Annotated in this window: 19 protein-coding genes and 3 tRNA genes; 14 read left to right on the plus strand and 8 right to left on the minus strand. The window is 30.8% G+C overall.

What is annotated here, in order from left to right:
* Window positions 1-144 precede the first annotated feature (144 nt).
* Together K8Z87_RS06240 and K8Z87_RS06245 are read left to right on the plus strand one after the other, a co-directional pair.
* Window positions 145-1,773: an acyl-CoA carboxylase subunit beta gene (locus K8Z87_RS06240; RefSeq protein WP_227476628.1), complete on the plus strand. Its 1,629-nt coding sequence runs from the start codon at window positions 145-147 to the stop codon at window positions 1,771-1,773.
* Entirely contained in the window at window positions 1,770-3,074 is a 1,305-nt protein-coding gene (locus tag K8Z87_RS06245; protein WP_227476629.1) for an MFS transporter, read from the plus strand. Before K8Z87_RS06240 ends, K8Z87_RS06245 begins: the two co-directional genes overlap by 4 nt.
* On the opposite strand, the gene K8Z87_RS06250 is transcribed toward K8Z87_RS06245, so the two are convergent.
* The 6 genes from K8Z87_RS06250 to K8Z87_RS06275 all read right to left on the minus strand — a co-directional run bounded on the left by K8Z87_RS06250 (window position 3,052) and on the right by K8Z87_RS06275 (window position 12,322).
* Window positions 3,052-4,389, minus strand: coding sequence for a M24 family metallopeptidase (locus K8Z87_RS06250; protein WP_227476630.1), 1,338 nt, complete (start codon window positions 4,387-4,389; stop codon window positions 3,052-3,054). The genes K8Z87_RS06245 and K8Z87_RS06250 overlap by 23 nt on opposite strands.
* A gap of 104 nt (window positions 4,390-4,493) precedes the next feature.
* Window positions 4,494-4,676 carry a hypothetical protein gene (locus K8Z87_RS06255; protein WP_227476631.1) on the minus strand — a complete coding sequence of 61 codons (183 nt, stop codon included), beginning with the start codon at window positions 4,674-4,676 and terminating at the stop codon, window positions 4,494-4,496.
* 101 nt (window positions 4,677-4,777) lie between these two features.
* On the minus strand, window positions 4,778-5,638 hold the full coding sequence (locus K8Z87_RS06260; protein ID WP_227476632.1) for an N-acetylglucosamine kinase: 861 nt from the start codon (window positions 5,636-5,638) through the stop codon (window positions 4,778-4,780).
* 74 nt (window positions 5,639-5,712) lie between these two features.
* On the minus strand, window positions 5,713-6,714 hold the full coding sequence (gene gap, locus K8Z87_RS06265) for a type I glyceraldehyde-3-phosphate dehydrogenase (protein ID WP_227476633.1): 1,002 nt from the start codon (window positions 6,712-6,714) through the stop codon (window positions 5,713-5,715).
* A gap of 32 nt (window positions 6,715-6,746) precedes the next feature.
* Window positions 6,747-7,733 (minus strand): 6-phosphofructokinase, encoded by a 987-nt coding sequence (pfkA, locus tag K8Z87_RS06270; protein ID WP_227476634.1) that lies wholly within the window; start codon window positions 7,731-7,733, stop codon window positions 6,747-6,749.
* A gap of 200 nt (window positions 7,734-7,933) precedes the next feature.
* Window positions 7,934-12,322: a translocation/assembly module TamB domain-containing protein gene (locus K8Z87_RS06275; protein ID WP_227476635.1), complete on the minus strand. Its 4,389-nt coding sequence runs from the start codon at window positions 12,320-12,322 to the stop codon at window positions 7,934-7,936.
* A 187-nt stretch (window positions 12,323-12,509) separates the two neighbouring features.
* Between K8Z87_RS06275 and tsaD the strand changes: the two genes are divergently transcribed.
* Window positions 12,510-13,532, plus strand: coding sequence for a tRNA (adenosine(37)-N6)-threonylcarbamoyltransferase complex transferase subunit TsaD (gene tsaD / locus K8Z87_RS06280; protein ID WP_227476636.1), 1,023 nt, complete (start codon window positions 12,510-12,512; stop codon window positions 13,530-13,532).
* A 14-nt stretch (window positions 13,533-13,546) separates the two neighbouring features.
* Here the strand turns inward: tsaD and K8Z87_RS06285 are convergent, their stop codons facing one another.
* A complete protein-coding gene (locus K8Z87_RS06285) occupies window positions 13,547-13,876 on the minus strand; it encodes a YegP family protein (RefSeq protein WP_227476637.1) in 330 nt (109 codons plus the stop codon).
* A gap of 157 nt (window positions 13,877-14,033) precedes the next feature.
* On the opposite strand from K8Z87_RS06285, the gene K8Z87_RS06290 reads away from it, so the two are divergent.
* Both K8Z87_RS06290 and K8Z87_RS06295 read left to right on the plus strand, forming a co-directional pair.
* The gene (locus K8Z87_RS06290) at window positions 14,034-14,654 is read left to right on the plus strand and encodes a peptidyl-prolyl cis-trans isomerase (RefSeq protein WP_227476638.1); all 621 of its coding nucleotides are present in this window, start codon (window positions 14,034-14,036) and stop codon (window positions 14,652-14,654) included.
* Entirely contained in the window at window positions 14,654-15,361 is a 708-nt protein-coding gene (locus K8Z87_RS06295) for a 16S rRNA (uracil(1498)-N(3))-methyltransferase (RefSeq protein ID WP_227476639.1), read from the plus strand. The genes K8Z87_RS06290 and K8Z87_RS06295 overlap by 1 nt, the downstream gene beginning before the upstream one ends.
* Here K8Z87_RS06295 and K8Z87_RS06300 read toward each other — a convergent pair.
* Window positions 15,356-16,090 (minus strand): DUF1223 domain-containing protein, encoded by a 735-nt coding sequence (locus K8Z87_RS06300; protein ID WP_227476640.1) that lies wholly within the window; start codon window positions 16,088-16,090, stop codon window positions 15,356-15,358. The genes K8Z87_RS06295 and K8Z87_RS06300 overlap by 6 nt on opposite strands.
* 99 nt (window positions 16,091-16,189) lie before the next feature.
* Here K8Z87_RS06300 and K8Z87_RS06305 point away from each other — a divergent pair, with 99 nt between their 5' ends.
* From K8Z87_RS06305 to K8Z87_RS06345, 9 genes are all read left to right on the plus strand, one after another.
* Window positions 16,190-16,810 carry a DUF4159 domain-containing protein gene (locus K8Z87_RS06305; RefSeq protein WP_227476733.1) on the plus strand — a complete coding sequence of 207 codons (621 nt, stop codon included), beginning with the start codon at window positions 16,190-16,192 and terminating at the stop codon, window positions 16,808-16,810.
* Between the two features lie 5 nt (window positions 16,811-16,815).
* Window positions 16,816-17,148 (plus strand): hypothetical protein, encoded by a 333-nt coding sequence (locus tag K8Z87_RS06310; RefSeq protein ID WP_227476641.1) that lies wholly within the window; start codon window positions 16,816-16,818, stop codon window positions 17,146-17,148.
* A gap of 46 nt (window positions 17,149-17,194) precedes the next feature.
* Window positions 17,195-17,701 carry a TrmH family RNA methyltransferase gene (locus K8Z87_RS06315; protein ID WP_227476642.1) on the plus strand — a complete coding sequence of 169 codons (507 nt, stop codon included), beginning with the start codon at window positions 17,195-17,197 and terminating at the stop codon, window positions 17,699-17,701.
* A 40-nt stretch (window positions 17,702-17,741) separates the two neighbouring features.
* Complete coding sequence (locus tag K8Z87_RS06320; RefSeq protein WP_227476643.1) at window positions 17,742-18,830, plus strand: AI-2E family transporter; 1,089 nt, start codon at window positions 17,742-17,744, stop codon at window positions 18,828-18,830.
* 7 nt (window positions 18,831-18,837) lie between these two features.
* Window positions 18,838-20,016, plus strand: a complete 1,179-nt coding sequence (locus K8Z87_RS06325) for a class I SAM-dependent methyltransferase (RefSeq protein ID WP_227476644.1) — start codon at window positions 18,838-18,840, stop codon at window positions 20,014-20,016.
* 177 nt (window positions 20,017-20,193) lie between these two features.
* A tRNA-Ser gene (locus K8Z87_RS06330) sits at window positions 20,194-20,280 on the plus strand.
* 79 nt (window positions 20,281-20,359) lie between these two features.
* Window positions 20,360-20,434: transfer RNA gene (locus K8Z87_RS06335), tRNA-Pro, on the plus strand.
* Between the two features lie 39 nt (window positions 20,435-20,473).
* Window positions 20,474-20,547, plus strand: a tRNA-Arg gene (locus tag K8Z87_RS06340).
* A gap of 163 nt (window positions 20,548-20,710) precedes the next feature.
* Window positions 20,711-21,460: a hypothetical protein gene (locus K8Z87_RS06345; RefSeq protein WP_227476645.1), complete on the plus strand. Its 750-nt coding sequence runs from the start codon at window positions 20,711-20,713 to the stop codon at window positions 21,458-21,460.
* The last annotated feature ends 14 nt before the right edge of the window (window positions 21,461-21,474 follow it).

Raw genomic sequence — 21,474 nt, forward strand, 5'->3', positions numbered from 1 at the left:
AATTAGAGTATAAATGTAACCATAAACCTATTATATTCCTAGGTATATATTTCCACGATATATGCTTTTAACAATTCATTTAGAGTGTTAATATCTATTAAAAGCGGACTATTTTGTAAATTTGTAATCAAATTAACACACTACATGGATTTAAAATTCAATAAAAACGAAGATCATAATAAACTCTTACTGTCAGATTTAAAAAAACGCCTAGCCAAAGTAAAACTTGGAGGCGGACAAAAAAGTATTGATAAGCATCATTCTAAAGGAAAAATGACTGCTAGAGAGCGCATTGATTATTTATTAGATTCTAAATCAAAATCTATTGAAATTGGAGCTTTTGCTGGTGAAGATATGTATGCAGAGTATGGAGGTTGCCCTTCTGGTGGTGTTGTTATTAAAATCGGTTATGTTAAAGGCAAGCAATGTATTGTTGTTGCTAATGACGCAACTGTAAAAGCTGGTGCTTGGTTTCCTATTACTGGAAAAAAGAACTTAAGAGCTCAAGAGATTGCAATAGAAAATAAGCTACCTATTATCTACCTTGTTGATAGTGCTGGTGTGTTTTTACCAATGCAAGACGAAATTTTTCCTGACAAAGAACATTTTGGGCGCATCTTTAGAAATAATGCTGTAATGAGTAGTATGGGCATTACCCAAATTGCTGCAGTTATGGGAAGTTGTGTTGCTGGTGGAGCTTATTTACCTATTATGAGTGATGAAGCTCTTATTGTAGATAAAACAGGAAGTATTTTCTTAGCAGGAAGTTATTTAGTAAAAGCTGCTATTGGAGAAACTATAGATAACGAAACTTTAGGTGGAGCAACTACACACTGTGAAATCTCTGGTGTTACAGATTATAAAGCTAAAGACGATAAAGATGCTTTAAACACTATTAAAAATATCATTGATAAAATTGGTGATTTTGATAAGGCAGGTTATAACCGAACTAAAGCTATAAAACCTAAAAACAACCCAGAAGATATATACGGTATTCTACCAAAAAGCCGTGCTGACCAATATGATATGAAAGAAATCATTAAACGATTAGTGGATAACTCTGAATTTGACGAATATAAAGAAGGTTATGGACAAACCATTATTACTGCATATGCACGTATTGATGGTTGGGCTGTTGGTATTGTAGCAAATCAACGTCAACTTGTAAAAACTAAAAAAGGCGAAATGCAATTTGGTGGTGTTATCTATAACGATTCTGCAGATAAGGCTACACGTTTTATTGCCAATTGCAATCAGAAGAAAATTCCTTTAGTATTTCTACAAGATGTTACTGGCTTTATGGTAGGCAGCAAATCAGAACACGGTGGCATCATAAAAGATGGTGCAAAAATGGTAAATGCTGTTAGTAATTCTGTAGTTCCTAAATTTACTATTGTCATAGGTAATAGTTATGGCGCTGGTAATTATGCCATGTGTGGTAAAGCATACGACCCGAGACTTATTGCTGCTTGGCCTAGTGCTGAGTTGGCTGTTATGAGTGGTAACTCAGCAGCAAAAGTATTATTGCAAATAGAAACAGCCTCTTTAAAGAAAAAAGGCGAAACCATTACTAAAGAGAAAGAGGAAGAGTTATTCAATAAAATTAAATCGAGATACGATAATCAAGTATCACCATATTATGCGGCATCTCGTATTTGGACAGATGGTGTTATAGATCCATTAGATACCAGGACATGGATAAGTATGGGAATAGAAGCCGCTAACCACGCTCCTATTGAAAAACCATTTAATTTGGGAGTATTACAAGTATGACCAAAACTCCAACGACCACTAAACAACCGACTTACATTATAGTATTACTTATTCTAGCGGCAGAAGCTGTTTTTATATTGCCGTTTGTTTTACAGCGTATTTTTAGAACGACTTTTTTAGAATCCTTTAATATTAGTCAGTTAGAATTAGGAAGTTGTTTTTCTATCTATGGTATTGTTGCATTATTTTCGTATTTATTTGGTGGACCATTAGCCGATAGATTTAAACCAAATGTATTAATGTCTATAGCCTTAATATTAACAGGTTTAGGCGGTTTATACTTATCTAGCTATCCAAATGTATATTATCTACATATACTATATGGCTTTTGGGGGTTTACAACTATATTTTTATTCTGGGCACCGATGATTAAAGCCACAAGAATTTGGGGAGGAAAAAATAAACAAGGTCTTGCTTTTGGATTTTTAGATGGAGGTCGTGGTTTAGTTGCTGCACTTTTTGGCTCAGTAGGCGTACTTATATTTTCTTTATTTATAACAAAAGATATTGAATTGACTTCTATTGAAGAACGACGAATCGCTTTTAAAGAAGTAATTACTTATACTTCCTATGCTGTAATTATAGTAGGTCTTATTGTGTTTTTTTTATTAAAATTAAATTTTGAAGATTCTGAAAAGTCAGAAAAAAACGCAAAACTTATTACGATTAATAATTTTAAACTAGTGATGCAATACAAAGCAGTTTGGTTGCTTATGATTATTATTTTATGCGCATATTACGGTTATAAAATGACAAACCTGTTTACTCAATATGCTGAGCAGGTTGTTCATTATAACAAAATTGAAGCAGCTAAAGTTGGTACGTACTTATTATACATGCGACCAGTAATAGGAACCTTTATAGGTTTTCTTGCAGACAGAACAAAAGCCAGCCTTTGGATTATTATTGGCTTTATTTTAATGGCAATAACAAGTTTAGTGTTTGCTACAGGTATTGTGGATGATTCTATAAACTTACTCTTTATATTATCTATAGGCTTAATGGCAATCGGTGTTTACTCCGCTAGGGTTTTATATTTTGCAACACTTGAAGAAGCAAAGATTCCATTAGCGGTAACTGGTACAGCTGTAGGTTTTATTTCGGTAGTTGGCTATACGCCAGATATCTTTACGGGTTTAATTAATGGTTATTTTTTAGATGCTTTCAATGAAGTTGTTGGGCATCAAATTGTTTTTGGAATTATGTTTTTATTCGCTATTGTTGGTTGTATTGCTTCATATAAACTGTATCAGCATTCCAAATCAAACACCAAACAGATTAATTCCCTTGATGCTTCATAACTCTAGGGATTGTCATTAGTTTTGTTTGCCTACCATTAACATATCTAAACCCATCTTTACCCCAAAAACCAGCTTCTTCTAGCATAATACGAATATCGCGTTTCCATTCGGGTATATTTACCGTAGTATTTAATTCTATGGCATAAACTGTGTTTTCATGTAATGGATAATCTCCTGTAATCGGTACACCACCTTGAGAATCCCACATTCCTAAAGTAGTCCCAGATGAATGTCCGTAAAGCCCTAAAGGATGTGTGTAAATTGCGGGATTTAAACCTTCAGATTTTCCTTGACCTAAAGACGCTTTTAAAACATCGTTACCTGTTTTTCCTGTTTTAAAATTAGATGTAAAAATATCCTGTACACGATTACCATCTTTTAAAGCATCTACTAAAAATTTAGGAGGCGATGTTTCACCTGGTTTTAAAACATAAGCATGTTCTTGACAGTCTGTATTTAAACGTAAGTACGTAATTCCAAAATCACAATGTAATAAATCTCCTGGCATAATGACCATATTCTCCGGTCTGTTAGAAAACGCATATAAGTGATTACCCAATCCATCATTACTACGTTGTACATCTACCGATGGATGAAACCATGTTTTTAAACCTAATGCTTTTACTTTATCTCTTAACCACCACTCTACATCAGTTGTTGTTGTTACACCTGGAGTAATTACTTTTTCTGAAAACGCTTCTTCAATGATATTGTGTGTGATATCTACTAATTGATTATAGATTATCATTTCACGTTCTGTACGCGTTTCTATCCAATTAATAGCTAATTTCTCAGCAGATTTAACTTTAGGTTTAAAACTGTCTGGAAGATTTTTCATAAAAGCTTCATAATCTGTTTTTACAATACCATCACAGATATTAAACGCATCAGAATAATTTAATCCTATTGTTTTAGGGTTTCGCTCTTCAATAATTTGAATCAAACGTTTCCATTGATCAGGTTCTTTTTCTTTATCCCAAGCAGAAATAATATTATCCCCAAAATTATAACGTGCTACTGCTAGTTTTTCAATTTTATTTTCTTCTTTATTTCTGTAGAACACAAGTATAGTTCTTCTCCTTGCATTTAGCCAAGTCGCTGGTAACATGGTTTTAAGCACAGGGTCTTCGTTATATTCTCTAGATATTAAAACCCACATATCTATGCCAGAGTTGTCCATTAATTGTGGTAACAAATTATTAAAACGATCTGCAAGAATTTCATCTACAACCTCAGCACGTTGGCGTTCTGGCAGTATTTGTTGTGCGTTAATTTGAAGGGTAATTAAGAGAAAAAGGATAAAAAAACGAATCATAAGGTTATTGTTAGTATTTAATTGCACTAAAATAATATAATTCTTGGCCATAAAAAAAGAGCACCAATGATGCTCTTAGATATCTATATTATATAATCGTAATTTTAATGTGCTGTAGCTTCACGCTTTGCTTTACGTTCTGCCATAATTTCTTTAAAACGCTCAATTGCTGAACCAAATACCCAGTAAGGGATAACAAAAGTTAATAAGAAAATCATTAACCAAAAACCAATTGTTAATATGGTTAAAAATGCTAAAAATCCTAGATATTGATCAAAGTCGAACATGAATACGTTTTAATTTTATTTTGATATGGCAAAGATATAACCAAAATATAAGTTTTACAATAGCTTTGCTGAGATTTATTAACAGGATATTAAAAGTCTTTTTATAGATTATTAGTGTGATATTTTACTAAACCTTCTATTGGTCTTCTTATAAAATTTCCTACTGTATAATTATACTCATTTGCGACTTCCAAAATTTCATCTTTAGAAAAATATGCTATAGAACCTGCAAAATGTACAGGGCAAGTCTTTAATTCTTCTTTAAATTGAAGAATCATACTTTCACTAAATATTCTAATCCCTTGTTTTATAACATTGACAATGTATTCTGAGTCTTTATTTAAAAACATAAATTCAGCAAAATTTGCCAAATACGCGTTTGGATTAGACTGTTTATATAAGTTGTACTTAATAAAATCAGCCTCTACATTGTATTTATGTGAAAATGCTAAACGGATAGTTTCTGGCATTTTATTAAAATAATAATCTCGTAATAATTGTCTGCCAAAATAATTACCACTAGCATCATCCATAATAGAATAACCTAAACTATCTACACGTTGATGAAGGTTTTGCCCATCGAAATAACTACAGTTAGATCCTGTACCTAAAATACAGACTACTGCAGCCTCGTCTTTAGTGTTTATAGAAGCTCTTACAGCTGCATAGGTGTCTTCTCTAACTTCTACTTGTGCATTAACAAAAATAGATTGTAACACATTAGTTAAGATTAATCTTGGCTTCTCTGTGCCACAACCTGCGCCATAGAAAAAGATATGCGTAATCTCTTCTTTAACTTTTTTTAAATCTTTGTTTTTCCCAATGATTTTTCTAAGCTTCTTTTCTGAGAGAATTGCAGGGTTTAAACCTTTAGTTCTTATTTTATCTAGAGCTTGTTCTCCTTCAGAATTAATAGCAATCCAATCGCATTTAGTAGAACCTCCGTCTGTAATTAGAATCATAAACTGTACACATTAAAATTCGATAAGCAAAAAAACTTTGATGATGCTAAGGAATTTTATAAAGTTATTTTTTACTAGATGTTGTTGATTTTTTGAGCCAAATCTACCAACTTATTTGAATATCCAAATTCATTATCGTACCAAGATATTAATTTGAAAAATTTAGGATTTAATTCAATTGAAGCATCTGCATCAAAAACACTTGTTCTTGTTTCACTAACAAAATCTTGAGAAACAACAGCATCTTCCGTATACCCCATAACACCATTCATAGCACCATTTGAAACTTCCTTAATAGCCGATTTAATAGCTTCTAAAGATGTACTTTTTTTAGTTTTTACAGTTAAATCTACTACCGAAACATCTACAGTTGGCACTCTAAATGCCATACCTGTAAGTTTTCCGTCTAACTCAGGGATAACTTTACCAACAGCTTTTGCTGCACCTGTTGACGTTGGAATGATATTGTTTATAGCACTACGTCCCAAACGATAATTTTTACGTGAAGGTGAATCTACAGTGTATTGCGTTGATGTAGCAGCATGAATCGTTGTCATTAAAGCTTCTTCAATACCAAAATTATCTTCGATGACTTTAGCTAGCGGTGCTAAACAATTTGTAGTACATGAGGCATTAGATACAATAGTATCATTAGCTGTTAATTTATTATCATTCACTCCCATAACAAACATTGGAGCATCTTTACTTGGTGCAGAAATCACTACTTTTTTAGCGCCTCCATCTATATGATATTGTGCGGTTTCTAAAGTTGTAAAAATACCTGTACACTCAGCTACTATATCTGCGCCTGCCTCATCCCATTTTAATGTTTTTGGATCGCGTTTTGCAGTTACTCTAATCGTTTTTCCATCAACTACTAGATTTCCATCTTTTACCTCAACAGTGCCATCAAATCTTCCATGTACTGAATCGTATTTTAATAAATATGCTAAATGGTCTACATCTAACAAATCATTTATAGCAACGACATCTACATCAGAGCGTTTAGCTGTTGCTCTAAATACTATTCTTCCTATTCTACCGAATCCGTTGATTCCTAATTTTAAATTTGACATATTCTTTTTATTAATTCTTTATCCGTTTATTATTATACTGTCATTATATCTGAAACTCTAATGAGTTCCATGTTAATTTTAGAGCGCCCTTTTATGGCTTTATTTAATGGAGTTAAATCCATAACATCATTTTTAAGACCAACCATATAATTACTTTTTCCTTCAAGTAAGCTTTCTACAGCTTTGACTCCCATTCTACTTGCTAAAACACGATCGAAACACGATGGTGATCCACCACGTTGCATATGTCCTAAAACAGAGACTCTTACTTCATATTCTGTCATATTTTCTTCTACATAATCCGCCAATTCAAATACATTCTTTCCTATTTTATCTCCTTCAGCGACAACAACAATACTTGATGACTTGCCGGATTGTTTACTACGCCTTAATGACTCTAAAAGACGATCTAATCCTAAATCTTCTTCAGGGATTAAAATTTCTTCGGCGCCAGCTCCAACACCTGTATTTAAAGCTATATGACCAACATCTCTTCCCATAACTTCTATAAAGAACAATCGGTTATGAGAACTGGCTGTATCTCTAATTTTATCTATAGCATCAACAACCGTGTTTAATGTTGTATCATAACCTAAAGTATGTGTAGTTCCATAAATGTCATTATCTATAGTACCAGGAATACCTATTACTGGAAAATTATATTCTTCATTAAAAACCATTGCACCTGTAAAACTACCATCACCACCTATAACTACATAAGCATCAATGCCTTCAGATTTAAGTTTTTCAAACGCTTTGGCTCTACCTGCTTTGGTTCTAAATGCTTTAGATCTTGCTGTCTTTAAAACTGTACCTCCTTTATTGATAATTCCTTTTACACTACGTGCATTCATTTTTACAAAATCGCCTTCTATCATTCCTTCATAACCTCTATAAATACCGTAGCATTCTATATTATGAAAAGCACATGTTCTTACAACAGATCTTATAGCTGCATTCATTCCTGGTGCATCGCCTCCAGAAGTCATTACCCCTATTTTCTTAATTTTTTGTTGCATTTTTTATCGGTTTAAATTCTTGCGTTTTTGAGAATTATCATTTTATATAAATCTATAAATGAAAAAAGGAACACTTATTTAAAAGTAAATTTACTAAAGTAAATAAAGAAAAAGCGATGAATGGCATAAAATAATTACCGGTAAGTAAATTCAAACGTTTTCGTTAATAAGTATTTTAATAGATTAAGTTTATAAGAAGTTTAGTTCTTCTTTTTTGTATCTTTTTTCTTAATGGTAATAAAATCAGGAAGTTCTTTATCGGCTTCGGTAAATTCATCGTCTTTTGCTTCTTCCTTTTTCTTATCCTTTCTGTTTTTTCCTGAGAAAATAATTTGAAGCAATTCTTTAAACGTATCAAACTCTACATTATAAGAAAGACCAATACCTTGAGTATAACCAATTTCTTCCCCAAAATTACGAATACTATTTTCTCTATTAAACACTGTAGCTCTCAACGTACCTTCATCATTTAACAACAATTCTATTTGCAAATCGCCAGCTACAACAGTTTGTGTTGCACTACCAAATGGCACACCAACTTTACCGTTAATTAGTATTTTCTCAGATAGTTTTGTTTGTAGTGTTAGCCCAAATCTATTGTCTGTTTGAAATTCAGGGTTGTTTGTCGCTAAATCTAAATCTACACCAACTTGAAAATTGTCATTCTGAGTCCCAAATAAACCACCTATAATTCCACTTAATCGCTCAGAAATAGTACCATTAAGATTTAAATCTGAAACTCCATTGACAAAACTACCACCTACGAGTAAGAGTAATGCTTGGTTGTTACGTTCTTCCTTAGAAGACAATCTGTATTCTAACTCAGATTTTATTGTTGAATCTACATTAGGAAAATCAAAAGTAAAATCTGGTGTAAGGTTATCTAATGTTCCTGTTAAATCAATACCAAGGTTTACATCTATATTACGGTTTGTAGGCGTATCTAGTAATACTGAAGGATTTGTTGAAATATTATACAATGCCTTTATATTAAGCTCTGCATTAAGCGGGTCTCCTTCCCAAACTATACTTCCGCCTGGCTCTACTGTAAACTTTTTTTCTGCTAAACCTCTATATCTAAAATTATATTCTCCTTCAAATACAGAGAAATCTCCCCACATATCAAACTTTCCATTAGTATCTATCAAAAACTCTAAATTACCTTCTCCCTTTCCTTTAATAGTACTCCCAGATTCTTTATCGATAACAATTTCTATTTCTGCATTCTGATCTACAAACAATTCAAACTTTAATTGTAATCCTGAAATTGTTGTTTGAGTCAAGACTTCTCCATTAGCCTTTGCCAATCTGTCTTCTGGGCTTAAAAACTTTATATAAGAATTATCACCAAAACTTTCTAAATCATTTAAAGGAATATTAAAAACTGTTCCTTCTTCGGTCTTTCCTTCGATAACTTCTATAAATAATTGATCTGTAGGTCCAGATATTTCTGCTCTACCTGAAATGAAACCTGTTCCATAATACAAGGATTCTTCTGTTTCTTCTGTGTTTAATACTAACAGTCGATCTGTATTAAGCTTTAGGCCAAGCTCCCAATCACTAAAATTATTATGTTCAATAAATCCATTAAGAAAACCTCTAGAAAAGTATTTTGAATCCGTCATAGCGACATTGTTAAACACAAATTGCTGCTCTTTTAAAATTACTTGAGAATCAAAATCAAAACTATAATCAACATTTAAATATGGTATGGATAATCCTGCTTTATCTAAAAACAATTCACCATCTATACTAGGTTTATTTAAGCTACCAGAAACAACAGCATCACCCGATACTAAACCTCTAATATTGCTAATGACTCCTTCGCCTAAAGGATTTAAAGGATCTAGTAAAAAATCTCTAAAAGCTACATCTATATTAATATTGGGATTTTGCTTTTTAACATCGACATAACCATTAACATCTAAAGACTTTATATCATCGTTTTGTAATTTAATATCTACATTATATTTGGTTAATGAATTATCTCCCTGAACAATAGCCTTTAAATCTCCAAGGTCAAATTTATTAAGCGTAAAATCTTCTATTTCTATATCTGACTTAGGTAAATACACACCTTCATTTTGAAGCAAAGCCAACTTTCCATTAACACGTCCGTCAAGAGCCAAACTATCTATACGTGGAGTAATCTTCTCTAGTTGCACATTAGTAAAGTTTAGCCTTAAATCTTTATATGTAGAATCTCTTAACTCACCAGATAAAAGCATTTCTTCATTATTTTGATTAATGCGTATGTCATTAATCTTAACCTTACTAAGATCTTTATTAAAAACCATCTTGTTTTGATTGTCTTTATCAGAGTTAACCAACCAATCAAATCCTTTAAAATGTATATCCGATTTATTAAAACCTGCTACCGAATTATTATCATCATCAATAGTATAAAATAAGTTTAATTTAAAATCATCGGTATTATCTACTCCTCCTTTAAAATCGGTTTTAACAAGTAAAGTATCACGCTTAGTAACGTTAATAAGGGAGAAATCTGAAACCTTGTAAAAGCCAGCATCAATCTTATCTAATTCCATATAAGTATTATATACAGGATTACTGTTATCTACTTCAATTTTAATATTATCGGCATAATAATCTTTGAATGAAATTTTAGGGGAATTAAATTTTAAATCGAAGCGATTAGCATCACTTTCAATTCTGCCATCCACTACTGTATTAGGGCCAAGCTGTAAATCTTTATAAAAGATCGTAGCTATTTGATTATAAATATTAAATTTAAAATCTAAGTATTGACCAGCATCTAACTTATAAGGACTATAATTTGCATAAATACTACCAATAGAGTTTTCTACCAATTTAAAAACATCTCTAATCTTAAATTGACCTACAACTTCTCCTTCAATAATATCTGGAGAATCAATAGTTATGGTGCGCTCATTATTTTTAAAACTAGATACTATTGAAAAATCATCGAAACCATAACTATTATCTTGATTCTTATAGGTTGTCTTCTTTACATTAATTTTACCATAAGTATTATCTAATGTAGAACCATTAACTGTCATTTCTACCAATCCACTAAACTCAGAAATTGTATCTCTAGTTACAAAGTTTAATGCTCTTAAATTAACATAATCAACATCTGCTTTAAAATCGAATTTTCGAATTGCACTAGACATATCCGCTAAACCATTAAAATCTAATATTAAATTAGGGTCATTAGATTGTAATAATCCATTAAATATATTTTTTCCAATATCTCCAGACACATTAATCTTAGTGTACTTATAATTGTTGTATTCTAAATAGGTGATATCTCCTTTTACATTTGTTTCAATATTCTCTAAATCAAAACTTTTTCCATCGACATCGAGATTAAGTGATGTGTTTTTAACCAAAGGATCGTTAAGTAATTCGCCTATATTAAAATCTTCGAGAATTAAATTTCCTATATAATCGGCTTTATCAATATCATCAATATCTGTAATAGTTAATCTTGATTTGGCAAAACCAATGTCTGTCGTAATATCTAAATCCGTATTAATGTCAGTGGTAGTAATTGTTGAATTTCCTGTAATTTTAAAATTACCAACTTTTGAAAAAATTGAAGGAATAGAACGGCCAAGCACATTAGGCATTAATGTAACTAGATCATTATAATTAGAAGATAAATTACTATAGCGACCATCTAAAACAAATGCTTTATCTTTTCCGTTAAATATATTTTTAAAGTTAATATTACCTCTAATACGTGTATTTCTACTTGTACTAATATTTAAATTATTTGCGGTTAAATCATTTAAAGTTCCTGAAAAATCGGCATTAAATTTAGCACGTTGATTTCTACCAAATTCATTATAAAAAAGATTAAGCTCACTCATTTCTACTTCAGAATCTTTAAAGCTAGCTACTATCTGCACCTTATCCGTAAATTTTGCAAGATCTTTTCTATCGTATTTAAATTGTAAATCTCCTTTTAAAACAGAAGCTTCCGTTTCAATCTGTAATTGATTAAAACTCATATGATCTAGAGTATAATCAAAATTAGACATTAGATTTTTTACTCTAATAGCTCTACTATCTATAAATCTAAGTTTATTAATCCGTGTACGAACTTCTGGTCCGCTAATTACAAAGTCTGTTGTATTTGCAAAAAGTTCAGTAAACTCTAAAATATTTTGATTTTCAATATTCTGATCTGTTAATCTAAAAATACCGTTTTCTATAGTTATATCACTAGATGATAATAAAAAACTACTTGGGCCTTGCCTTGGGTTATCATCTTCAAACTTTGCTACAAAGACATCTAGGTTTGTGTTTTTTTCTCCTTTATATGTTTTTAAATTAAATACTAAGTCTTCAATATCTACATCACCAAAATTTAATTTTCCATTGTAAAGATTGTTGATGCTTATAATCGATGTATTAAGTTCTTTAATACTAATGAGTGTATCTAATTTATAGTCCTTGATTAAAATTTCTTTTAGCTCAACGTCACCATTAAATTGAAGGCCTACTTTTCCTATTGCAATATTTGTTTTGTAATCTTTATTTAAGCGTTCTGTAGCATATTTACCAAGTCTTGTTTGTACTGAAGGAATAGAAAGTATCAATACTAGAATAATAAACAGAAGTAAGACTACTCCTAAAATTTTACCTAATATTTTGAGACGTTTTTTGATAGTACTGATGACTTATAATTATTCGTATTTCGCTTATCTTTGCGTATATAATACGATTAAGATAGTGGTTTTAGACTATTGTTTTCAAAATTAACAATTATTATGCCTAATCATAACTATGGGTAAAGAAAATATATATATTCTAGGTATTGAATCTTCTTGTGATGACACATCTGCCGCTGTACTACATAACGATAGAATTTTAAGTAATGTTGTCGCCAACCAAACAATACATGCTGAGTATGGTGGTGTGGTTCCTGAACTAGCTTCTAGAGCACATCAATCTAATATAGTACCTGTTGTAGACCAAGCTATTAAAAAAGCAGGCATAACTAAAGAACAACTCAATGGTATTGCCTTTACAAGAGGTCCTGGTTTAATGGGATCATTACTTGTTGGAACTTCATTTGCAAAATCATTAGCACTTGGTTTAAATATTCCTCTCATTGATGTAAATCATATGCAAGGGCATATTTTAGCACATTACATAGATGAAGAAGGCCATAACAAACCTCCTTTTCCATTTTTAGCTATGACCATTTCTGGTGGGCATACGCAAATCGTTAAAGTAAATAATTACTTTGATATGGAGGTAATTGGCGAAACTATTGATGATGCCGTTGGCGAAGCTTACGATAAAAGTGGCAAGCTACTAGGCTTAGGTTATCCTGCAGGTCCGCAAATAGATAAACTAGCACAGCTAGGAAACCCTAAAGCTTTTCAATTTACAAAACCAAAAGTTGAAGGCTTAAATTTTAGCTTTTCAGGGTTAAAAACAGCAATCTTGTACTTTATACAAAGAGAAACTAAAGCAAATCCTAATTTTATTAAAGAACACCTTAATGATATTTGTGCCTCTATTCAATATACTATCATTGGTATTTTAATGGATAAACTTAAACGCGCCACTAAAGAAACAGGCATTACCCATATAGCCATTGGCGGTGGTGTTTCCGCTAACTCCGGTATTAGAAAAGCATTAAAAGATGCCGAGTCTAAATTTGGATGGACGACCTATATTCCTAAATTTGAATATACTACAGATAATGCTGCTATGATTGCTATAGTTGGCTATTTAAAATACCGTAATAACGATTTTTCGGATTTTGATGTTATGGCAACCGCTAGATTAAAAATATAGATTTAAGTAAGCAATTAACTTATATCATTTATAGATGCATTTGGTGCATTTTTCTTTACAGATGCTATACCATTTTCCATAGCAGAAGTACTTGAATACATCTCGCTTTTTCCTATAACCTGACCATTTGTTGATTTAAGATTAAAGTAAGGACTTCCGTTTTTTGCTGTTTTACGCTCAAAACATTTGTCATCCATACAATTTTTACTCACAGAAGCTATTCCGTTATTACAAGAAGCTTTAGTCCTATAAGCTTCGCTACTTAAAATAACTTGACCATTACCTGCTTTAAGGTTAAATCTAAATTGACCAGATTTGTCCGTTTTAATTTCAAACTTTCCCATGTTTATATTGTTTTAAATTATTTGTTTTAAATATAATAAATATTTTATAAATCATTTACTGTCTGGCAGATATCAAAACAAGAACATAGTTAATCTTGCCAGCTTTAATTTCATTGTCTAAATTTGTAACACAATAAAGTACCAAATCTATATAAAAATGCGTTTATTATTTCTTTTCTTAATTGCTTTCCCTACTCTATTAAGTGCCCAAATGTCTATTGAACAAGAGTTAGATTCTATTTCAGATTATAATGACGCAAAGGCTTTTATTAAGGTTAACAAAAGTGTAAAAGGCAAGCTGGTTACGTTTAATAAAGAAAAACATAAAACAAAATTAGCTAACGAATTATTCGGGTTAGCTATTGGAGGCAAGAAAACTTATAAAACAGAACGTAATAAAACACATTACAAAGTACTTGACAAATCGCAAAGCCCACATTACCGCGTTAGCATTATTCGTTTTGACAGTAAAAAAGAACTTTCACAAATTAATGCGCAACGCAATCTAATTATAAAAGCATACAAAACTGGCGAACATCAATTTGAAACATTAGCAAAAACATATTCTATTGATAGAAGTGGAAAAACTGGTGGAGATTTAGGTTGGATAAAAAAAGGTGAACGTTCTGATAATTTTGAAACCGTAATTGACCGTCATAACGTTGGTGATATTTTTATACTAGATGATAAGAATATACACTACGTCGTTTTAAAAACTAAGGCAGAACTATTAATTGATGAAATAACGCTTCTTAAAGTCACTGAACCTATTAAATAATGCAGCTTTTTTACAACGCACATATTACTAAAGAAGATTCAGTTTTTCATTTTAATAAAGAAGAAAGCCGCCATATATCTAAAGTACTCCGTAAAAAAACTGGTAACCAACTTAATATAACTAACGGAAAAGGATGGCTATTTACTGCTGAGTTAATTAATGTTGATCAAAAAAAATGCACAGCTTCTATAGTTTCTAAAACATTTCAAGCGCCTAAAACACATCAATTACATTTAGCTGTGGCGCCCACTAAAATGAATGATCGTTATGAATGGTTTTTAGAAAAAGCCACTGAGATTGGAGTAAGTTCTATCACGCCAATAATATGTGATAATAGTGAGCGTAAAATTATAAAGACTGAACGCTTTGAAAAAATTATTCAGTCTGCAATGAAACAATCTTTACAATTTTATTTACCCGAATTAAAGCCTAGTACTACCTTTAAAGAATACTTAAATCAAGAATTTTCTGGACAACAATTCATTGCGCATTGTGAAGATACAAATCGTAAATCTCTAAAATCGGAACTGAAGGCAAATACAGATTGTACAATCCTTATTGGACCTGAAGGAGATTTTAGTACTAAAGAAATTGAACTAGCATTACAGCATCATTTTACTCCTGTTACACTTGGAGATACACGTTTACGTACTGAAACTGCAGCAGTAACTGCTTGTCATTCTTATGTTTTTACAAATGAATTATAAAGCTGTTTGAGTAGCTGCTGTAATATCTAACTCATCTGTTTCTACAATTAAAACTAATGAAAGTTTATCTTTTTCAGTTACAATTTCTGGGATACGTATAGAACCTTTTCCTTCTGTTTTATTTACCGAGAATTCTTGTTCTGCTACAACAATATTACTATTAGTTAATACTAAATTTCTATTTTCACCACGCTTTATATCTGTTGTACGCTCATCAATTACTAAAACAACACGCAAATTTCTATCGGTAAGATTACCTTCAATACCATAGTTAAAATTTACATAATCTTCATCGGTTTTCTTTACATTAGAAACAACTATATTCTGACTTGAAGGATTTTTAGAATAAAATGCAATTTTATTATTTAATTTTGAACTGTTAGAACCTACAAAATGCTCTCTTCCATTTACAACTACTTGTGGTGTATATATTGAGCTGCTATAAAATTTTTGTGCATAACGTTCTTGTTTAGCTGTAAAATCAGCTTTACTAAATGGGTCTTTCCAACCTATATAATTCCAATAATCAACATGGTACGATAATGTAATAACATTATCTGATTTAACCTTCTTTAACAATCGATCTGCAGGAGGACAACTAGAGCATCCTTGAGATGTAAATAATTCTAATACAACCGGATTAGTGTTTTCTATATCCTCTGTTTCAGTATAAGAAACTGTTCCTAATAAAAAAGGAATTATAAATAATGTTAAGAATAGTGATTTCATAGATTATAATTTTTACTTTTGAGAATACCTCTAATTTTTAGTATAAATATGATATTTAGTACGTCTCAAAACCGAATACTTACAGTCGTTACACTGATTATGATATGTTTAACATCAACATTTTCATTTGCCCAAGATGTTGCTATTTTAAAATATAAAGGTGGTGGAGATTGGTATTCTAACCCAACAGCATTACCTAATTTGGTGAAATTTTGTAATGATAATATTAATACTAATATCAACGAAAACATACAAACCGTAGAAACTAATAGTATTGATATTTTTCAATTTCCGTTATTACACATGACTGGTCACGGCAATGTATTTTTTAATGAAGAAGATGCCGAAAATTTAAAAAATTATCTCGTTTCTGGTGGATTCATTCATATTGATGACAATTATGGCATGGAGCCTTATGTTCGAAAAGAATTAAAGAAAGTTTTTCCTAATAATGAGCTTATAGAGATTTCTAAAGATCATCCTATTTTTAATTCGGTTTACGATTTTCCTAATGGTTTACCAAAAATCCATGAGCATGATGGTAAAGCTCCACAAGCTTTCGGAATTTTTCACGAATCGCGTTTAGTACTTTTATTTACTTTTGAGAGTGACTTAGGTGATGGCTGGGAAGATACTGAAGTGCACAATGATCCGCAAGAGGTTAGAGAACGTGCACTTAAAATGGGAGCAAATATTATTAAATATGCGTTTGAAAATTAATAGTTATGAAATTAAGTTATCGCTGTAATTCTTGTAAAAGAGATAATACTATTAAAACCAGAGCAACTGATAGGCATGGTCTATTAATGGAAAGAGGCAATAATGAATTTAATGAACGATGTAAATATTGCGGTAATTTTACAAAAAAGCATATAAATAGATTATATGCAGATGATGATTACACACTAGTTTTAATTGGTATAGCTATTGCTATAATTGGGACATGCTTTTTATGGGATTTAGGTTATATTTCTACATTAACAGGAACTATTCCTATTTGGTTTTGGACGGAAATGAAAAAGAAATCTAGTACTTTCAATCAGTCTTTAGTAAAGTGATTACAGAATCACTGACTACTGACTACTAACTACTAACTACTAAAAAATGCAACTCAACCATTATACTTCTCCTTTTAAAAAACAGAAATTTCCTATTACTTTAGTTTGTGATAATGTTACAAATGCGCCTAATATTGGAAGTTTATTTCGTATCGCTGATGCTTTTGGAATAGAAAAGTTAATACTGTGTGGCGAGCATATTACTATAGGTCGTAAAATGGCAAAAACCTCTAGAGCGACTGAAAAATATATTAATTATAGTATTAAATCTAACATATTAGATACCATTACTACTCTAAAAAAAGCAAATCATAAAATTATAGCTATTGAAATAACAGAAAACAGTAATGCACTTAATATGCATATATTTAATAACCAAGAACCCATAGTTTTAGTTATGGGCGATGAAAATTATGGGGTTACAGATGACGTTTTAAAACTAGCAGATTCTATTTTACATATAAATATGTATGGTAATAATAGTAGTATGAATGTAACTCAAGCTGCTAGTATTGTACTTTATGAAATCACTAAACAATTACAAAAATTATAATTTTTTGTTGTACTTATAAATCTATAGTTATATTTAACCTATGAACTCAAAGATTATAGCTAACGGTATTTTAAGAGCTTTAGGAATTCTTCTATCCATTACACTCCTACTCTTTTTTCTATATAAAATACAATCTGTAATAGTTTATATTGCTTTAGCTGCTGTTATATCATTAATTGGTAGACCTATTGTTCTGTTTTTAAGACGTAAGCTAAAATTCAATAATATTGTTGCTGTTGTTGTTACTATGCTATTTCTTGTAGGTATATTAATAGGTTTAGTCGTTATGTTTATTCCTTTAATTGTAGAGCAAGGTCAAAATCTATCTTTACTTAATATAGAACAACTCCAAGGTAATATAGAACGTCTCTATAATGAAATTCTCACTTATTTTGAATTTAATAATATTGATGTAGAGCAGTCTATAAAAGATTCTAACCTATTATCAAAGCTAGATTTTGCTTTAATTCCTGAGTTTTTAAACAACATTATTAGTGGTTTAGGCAGTTTTAGCATTGGATTATTTTCTGTGTTTTTTATTTCTTTTTTCTTTTTAAAAGACAGTAAATTATTTGAAGATGGTATAATGATATTTGTGCCAAAAGGAAATGAAACACGCTCTAAAAGTTCTTTTAATAAAATAAAAGATTTACTCTCTAGGTATTTTGTAGGTCTTATTTTTCAGATATTAATTCTGTTTATAATCTATACTATTATTCTGTTAATATTCGGAATAAAAAATGCCATTGTTATCGCTTTTCTCTGTGCTTTATTAAATCTAGTGCCATATGTCGGTCCTTTAGTCAGTGCATTTTTAATGTTAATGTTAAGTATGTCTAGTAACTTAGGTCAGAGTTTTAGTGACGTTATTCTACCCAAAACCACGTATGTAATGATTGGTTTTGTTTTTGCACAATTGGTAGACAACTTTTTTAGTCAGCCGTATATTTTTTCAAAGAGCGTTAAATCGCATCCGTTAGAGATTTTTTTAATTATAATTATTGCAGGTATTTTATTTGGAGTTATAGGTATGGTTATAGCTATTCCTACTTACACTGCACTCAAAGTAATATTAAAAGAATTTTTATCTGAATACAAAGTGGTAAAAAAACTTACTAAAGGCCTGTAGTTTTAGTTTGAATTTAAAACTTCTAAATACCGATATCCAAACTTATATTACTGAAAATCTAAATGTAGATGTTTCAAAATTGATTTTAAAAGGTAGTGATTTTGAAGGTGTAGATCATAAGCTAATTATAGAACAAATTGAAGCAAAAAAACGTTGCAAAAAAAAATTACCCACTTGGTTTTCTAACAAAAATATTTATTATCCTAATAAACTAAATATTGAACAAACCTCTTCAGAACTTACAGCTAGTTATAAAGCTAATTTGGTTAGTGGCAAAACCTTAATAGATATTACTGGCGGGTTTGGTGTAGACTGCTATTACTTTTCGAAACAGATAGATACCGTAACGCATTGTGAAATCAATACCAAACTTTCTAAAATTGTTAAGCATAACTATAAAACATTAAATGCTAATAATATAAAGTCTATAGCCAATGATGGTCTTGAAACTTTAGAAGCTTTAAATCAATCTTTTGATTGGATTTATATAGACCCATCTCGTCGAGATGATATAAAAAACAAAGTTTTTTTATTAACTGATTGCCAACCTAACATTAAGAACATTTTAGGATTACTTTTTATATATTCTAAAAATGTAATGCTTAAAACATCTCCTTTATTAGATATTTCTGCAACATTAAAAGATTTAAAATACGTTAAAGAGATTCATTGTATCGCGGTAAATAATGAAATGAAAGAATTGTTATGGGTTTTACAAAAAGATTATAATGAAGCTATAGAGGTTAAAACCATAAATATTCAAAAAAACAGCTCGCAAACTTTCAACTTTCTATGTAAAGAAGAAGGATTGAAAGAAGCTTTTCACAGTAAAGCTTCTAATTATATTTATGAGCCCAATTCAGCCATATTAAAATCTGGTGCGTTTAATATCTTATCTAACAAATTAAATATATATAAACTTCATAAACACTCACACTTATACACTTCTGATGCATTAATTGAATTCCCTGGAAGACGCTTTAGTATTGACACTATTATACCATATAACAAAAAAGAATTCTTAAAATTAAAAGTAACTAAAGCAAATATTACAATACGTAACTTTCCACTTTCTGTGAATGATATTCGCAAAAAACTTAAAATTAAAGATGGAGGTGACATCTATCTATTCTTTACTACAAATAATGAGAATAAAAGAGTGATTTTAAAATGTTCAAAGCTTTAAATAAATAGAAAATATATTTTCTTTTATAATAAAAACTTAAAAGCTTAAATTAATTAGCTTACTCTTAATACAGTAGATTATTAACACAAAAAACTAATAAAAATTGTTGCGTTCTTTAATATGAAAAGTTACATTTGCATCCGCAATTTCAGGAAAACGTTCTTTTATAATTGTATTGGAGAGGTGCCAGAGTGGTAATGGAGCAGATTGCTAATCTGTCGACGCGCAAGTGTCGCCCGGGTTCGAGTCCCGGTCTCTCCGCCAGAGTGAGTATAGAAAGGTCAATCCGCCGGCTGGCACTTTCGCTAAAAATGTCTAGTAGACATTTTTGATACGCTCAGTTCGGGGTGTAGCGTAGCCCGGTTATCGCGCCGCGTTTGGGACGCGGAGGTCGCAGGTTCGAATCCTGCCACCCCGACTTTTTTTTTAGAATTAATTGTATTTTTAATTCTTAAATGGTGGCATAGCTCAGCTGGATAGAGCACCTGCCTTCTAAGCAGGCGGTCCTAGGTTCGAATCCTAGTGCCATCACAAAAAGCTTCACTTTAACAAGTGGAGCTTTTTTGTTTTCAATTTATCTCTAAATCCTTTACCTACTAATAAATAAAAGTTAAATCTTATATCTATAGATAATTTTAATATCTTTTTTTTGTAAATTTAAAATTATTTCTTTTTAACTTTTAAATATTAAATTATGAAAAAATTAGCTATAACTTTATTCTCTATCTGTTTGAGTCTTACATTTGCTCAAGCACAACTTGTAGGTGGTGGAGATCCAGATCCTTCTCCTTTTTCTGGTGGTGCTCCTGGATCACCTTTAGATCAATCTACTATTACTAGGTTGAATACTATTTTAACTCAACCTGGTTTAAATGTTATTATTAATGGCGTTGCATCTGAAGCAGTTGATACTAGGGAGTTTACCCCTGCTAGAATTGTTTCTAAGGGTGAGTCTATAATAATGCCAACGCGTATTAATATATTATCTAACAATATAGAAATTAAAAATCCTGAAGGTCAGATTTTTGAACTAAAGAAGGAAGAAGGTATTAGTCTATCTTTTATAGATTCAAGAGATCGATATAGAACTGTTGCTTATGTAAACAAAAAAGGAAATAAGGTAGTCGATTATTTTTTATATGAAAAAGATGCTGTTAATCAAAACTTATTGAAAAAAGCAGATTTTAAATATATCAAAGCAAAATTATCTAGTACTTCTTACGAAAAAGATAGACCCGCTTATTTTGAGCAATCATACAGTTATTTTTACAAAACAAAAAATAATTCGCTTATCGATTTAGCTGAAAACAAAAAGAGCATAGCAAAACAATTTGGTAGTAATTCAAAAAATGTATTAGCTTTTATTAAAGAAAACAAAATCGATAATAAAAATGAATCTGATTTATTAAAATTAGCTAATTACATGAGTACTTTAGAAAAATAGTAACGGTAATTATA

The organism is Winogradskyella immobilis (genome assembly GCF_021887715.1).
Taxonomy (GTDB): domain Bacteria; phylum Bacteroidota; class Bacteroidia; order Flavobacteriales; family Flavobacteriaceae; genus Winogradskyella; species Winogradskyella immobilis.